Annotated in this window: 3 protein-coding genes; 1 reads left to right on the forward strand and 2 read right to left on the reverse strand. The window is 66.3% G+C overall.

What is annotated here, in order from left to right; genetic code table 11:
• Both BST27_RS29665 and BST27_RS29675 read right to left on the reverse strand, forming a co-directional pair.
• A partial coding sequence (locus BST27_RS29665) for a PE family protein (RefSeq protein ID WP_139805458.1) occupies positions 1-587 on the reverse strand: 587 nt, incomplete at its 3' end.
• Between the two features lie 124 nt (positions 588-711).
• On the reverse strand, positions 712-2,094 hold the full coding sequence (locus BST27_RS29675) for an FAD-binding oxidoreductase (RefSeq protein ID WP_372515534.1): 1,383 nt from the start codon (positions 2,092-2,094) through the stop codon (positions 712-714).
• Between the two features lie 126 nt (positions 2,095-2,220).
• Between BST27_RS29675 and BST27_RS29680 the strand changes: the two genes are divergently transcribed.
• Positions 2,221-3,954 carry an ATP-binding protein gene (locus tag BST27_RS29680; protein ID WP_069421110.1) on the forward strand — a complete coding sequence of 578 codons (1,734 nt, stop codon included), beginning with the start codon at positions 2,221-2,223 and terminating at the stop codon, positions 3,952-3,954.
• The last annotated feature ends 51 nt before the right edge of the window (positions 3,955-4,005 follow it).

Below are 4,005 nucleotides of genomic sequence, written 5' to 3' on the forward strand. Positions count from 1 at the left end.
GTGTTGCCACCGGCCCCGCCGGCCCCACCGGCCTTGCCCGCCGTGGTCGACACACCGCCGGCGCCACCGGCCCCGCCGCTGCCGAACAACCCGGAAGCCCCGCCGGCGCCACCCTTGCCGCCGTCCGCCCCCGCAGTCGAAGTGCCCGAGCCGCCGGCCCCGCCGTTGCCGATCAACCATCCACCCGCACCACCGTTTTGGCCCGTCCCGGGAGCGCCGTTGGCGCCATTGCCGATCAGCGGACGCCCCGTCTGGGCCACAAACTGCGCATTGACCACGTCCAGCAGACTCTGCAACGGCTGCGCCGCAGCAGATTCCGCGGACGCATAAGATCCGGCACTACCGGTCAACGCCTGCACGAACTGGGCATGAAACGACGCCGCCTGCGCGCTCACGCTCTGGTACTGCGCACCGAACGTCCCGAACAGTTCCGCGATCGCCAGCGACACCTCATCCTGCGCCGCCGCCAGCACACCCGTCGTGTGGATCGCGGCCGCGGCGTTGGCCGACTCCAGCGTTGTGCTGATGTTGGCCAAATCTGTTGCGGCCGTTGTCATTAACTCCGGCGTCGCGGTCAAGAAGGACATGGAAGGGCCTCTCTTTGAGTCATGGCTTCATCGCCAGACCGCGGTCGATCTGGTGAGCTTGGGAAATTTGGGTGTTGTGGCCCCGACGGCCGTGGACCGCCCAGGGAACTAGCCGATTAGCTGACTAAGCCGGCCGAATGTTCTGGTTGATGTGGAATACGTTGTGCGGGTCATATTCCGCTTTGATTTCGGTGAGCCGGCCGTAGTTCGGGCCGTAGCTGGCGCGCACTCGGTCCTGCCCTTCGTCCATCATGAAGTTCACGTAGGACGCACCGGCCGAATACGGGTGGGTCGCGTTCCAGTAATCCCCAGACCAGCGCTTCAACGTCGCCGCGTTGGCCGGGTCCGGGTCGACACCCGCGATGACCTGGGAGAAGTTGACGTCCCGGTGGGCGAACGCGGTGTCGGTTTGTCCGACCCGATGGACCGCGCCGTCGATGGGATACAGATGCATTGTGGAGTGCATCGTGGGCAGTTCCTCGCTGAAGCGGGCGTGCGCCTCCACGGCGCCGTCGGCGATGGTCCGGAAGAAGTCGCCGCGCCAATACCATTGCAGCCCTTTGGGGTACAGGGCGTCAAACGCAGTTTGCAGCGCGGGATAAGGGGCCGTGTGGATGCCGTTCCAGGCCGGCTCCATCTGGCGCACCGGCGTGAAAACCTCCTCGGCCCGTGCGGGATCACCCGTGTAGCACCAGACCACCGCGCACGCCTTGTGCAGGTGGAAGGCCTCGGGGAAGGGCGGCGCCGGCGGGACGGTCATGGTTGCGAAGAACCCGTACAGGTCTTCGTCCTGTGCCGGGATGAAATCCCGGAACCAGCCGAGGATGTCGGCGGTTGCCGAGACGGGCCACGCCGTGGGGCCGCAGATCACGCTCTGCATCGGGTGCAGGCGGAACGTAAACGACGTGACCACACCGAAGTTGCCGCCGCCGCCGCGCAGCGCCCAGAACAGTTCGGGATGCTCGGATTCGGACGCCGTCACCTCGCGGCCGTCGGCCAGCACGACCTTGGCCTCCAACAGGTTGTCGATGGTCAAGCCGTGCTTGCGGGACAGGTACCCGTGGCCACCCCCCAAAGTGAGGCCACCGACACCCGTGCTGGAGATGATGCCGCTCGGTGTCGCCAGACCGTATGCGTGGGTCGCGGCGTCTACCTGGCCCCACGTCGCGCCGCCTTGAACGCGGGCAGTGCGACGGTCGGGGTCCACCTCGACTCGGTTCATCGGCGACAGATCGATGACGATGCCGCCCTCTACCGTTCCGAAACCGGGCCCGTTGTGGCCACCTCCGCGCACGGCGACCGCGAGGTTCGCGTTCCGTGCGAATTCCAAAGCGCCCGCGACGTCGGCGGCGGAGCTGCAACGCGCAATCACCGCCGGCCGCTTGTCGATCATCGCGTTGTGCAGGGCTCTGGCTTCGTCGTATCCCGGGTCATCGGGCAGGATCACGTTTCCGCCCAACCGGTTGCGTAGTTCGTCGGTTGCGACGGTGTTGCTCACGTTCGTCATCATGCCCCGACGCTATGGCGCGAGATAGTGGCTCGTCATGACCACAACTAGGCATCTTTCAGCGCACCCGGCAATAGTCAGATCTGACTATCGACCAGCTAGCCGCGACGCCGCTACCTTGAGCTCATGGTGCAGTGGGTACCGCCGCCCCTCCCCGCAGAGTTGACCGTGCGTCGTGGCGGTCCACTGGTCGGTCGTGCCGTCGAGCTCTCGGCGTTCGAGCAGGCCTGGGAACGGGTGGAGGGCGGCAGGCGTCAGGCGGTGTTCGTCGGTGGTGAGCCAGGAGCCGGCAAGTCGCGTCTCGCCGCCGAGATAGCTGGCAGGCTGGCCGATCACGGTGTCGCCGTGTTCGTCGGCAGCTCGACGGCCGATGCCGACGTCCCGTACGCGCCGTTCGCCGAGGCGCTGGACCGTTTGCTGACTGCCAACCCGCCGGGTTCGTTGACGGAGGTGCTGGCGGACGCGGGGCCTCAGCTGCGGCGCCTGACAACCCGGGTAGATCCGCATCTGCCTGACGCCGGCTCTGACGAGGCGGTCGACGCGCTTCGCAGTGCGCTTTTCGAGGCGGTGACGGGTTTCCTGCGACGGTTGGCGGTCGATCGCCCGATCGCCCTGGTTCTCGAGGACATGCACTGGGCGCAGGTGCCGACCCTGGCGATGCTGGAACACGTGGTCACCGGCTGCGCGGATGTGCGCATGCTGGTGGTGGCAACCTTTCGCACCACCGAACCGGACCGTTCTGACGAACTGGTCACCCGGCTTGCCGAACTGCACCGATTTGACGGTGTTCGGCGACTTGATCTCGGGGGCCTGGACACCGACGCGATCGCGGAATTCGTCGGCCAAACCCAGCGGCTACGCCCGCCGTCGGCACGCACGGTCGCGGCATTGCTACGGGACAAGACCGGCGGCAACCCCTTCTTTCTGACCGAGCTCTGCAATCACCTGGAAATTCGGGGAGGAATCCCCACCCTGAGCGCACAGCAAACGGTTCCGGCATCGATCGGGGATGTGATTGCCCGCCGGCTCCGCGGCCTCGGCGCCAGCGTCCGCAGCGTGATCGAACAGGCCGCCGTGTTGGGTGAAGCGTTTGATCTGCCGGCGCTGATCGCGACCAGCGAGGCCGATCTCGCGACGACCTTGTCGGCGGTCGATTCGGCCGAGGCGGTGGGGCTTATCCGGGCGGTTCCCGGCTCGGATGGCGAGTTTGCGTTTGTGCATGCGTTGACCCGCGAGTCCGTCCTCGAAGGTATGGCCGCGTCGCGGCAGCGGATCATGCACGCGCGGGCGGCTGAAGCGCTGAAAGGTCGAGCCGATCCGTCGGTGGTTCCCTGCGTGGCCAACCATTACCTGCTTGCACACGTGCTGGGCTACCACGATCAGGCGTTGCACTATTCGCGCAAAGCGGCGCATGCAGCCGAGCAGAGCTTGGCTTACGAGGATGCGGCGAAGTGGTTCGAGCGCGCCGCGTCGCTTCCCGAACTGAGTCCCGACGAGCGGGCACGACTTAGCTTTGGGGCGGCCCAAAACCACGTACGCGCAGGCGCTTTCGCGCGTGCCCGAGCCGTCTACGAACGGGTCACCGCGATGGAAGATCCGCTCATCCGACTGGAGGCGGCCGTGGGCTACGAGGACGCGTGCTGGCGTCCCGGGCTGGCCGGATCCAAGGCGGCCGACCTGCTGGCCTCCGCGCTGGAAGCATGCGGTTTAGGCGCCGACGACTCTCGCTATGTACAGGGGCTCGCCAGTTTCGGACGCGCATTGGCGTTTGCCGGCGAAGCGGAACGTGCACGAGAGGTCGGTAGCCGCGCCATCAGTTCTGCGCGCGGCTTAGCCCGGATTTTTCGTGAAACGTTGTGAGTTTCGGGGTGTAGATATGCGAAAGTGCCTGTCCTGCAAGGAATAATTGGA

The sequence above is a fragment of the Mycobacterium intermedium genome (assembly GCF_002086275.1).
In the GTDB taxonomy this organism is placed as follows: domain Bacteria; phylum Actinomycetota; class Actinomycetes; order Mycobacteriales; family Mycobacteriaceae; genus Mycobacterium; species Mycobacterium intermedium.

Excerpts from the sequence above, each read along its gene's own strand:
- BST27_RS29675 (WP_372515534.1), bottom strand. The coding sequence starts at position 2,094 with ATGACGAACGTGAGCAACACCGTCGCAACCGACGAACTACGCAACCGG.
- BST27_RS29680 (WP_069421110.1), top strand. The coding sequence starts at position 2,221 with ATGGTGCAGTGGGTACCGCCGCCCCTCCCCGCAGAGTTGACCGTGCGT.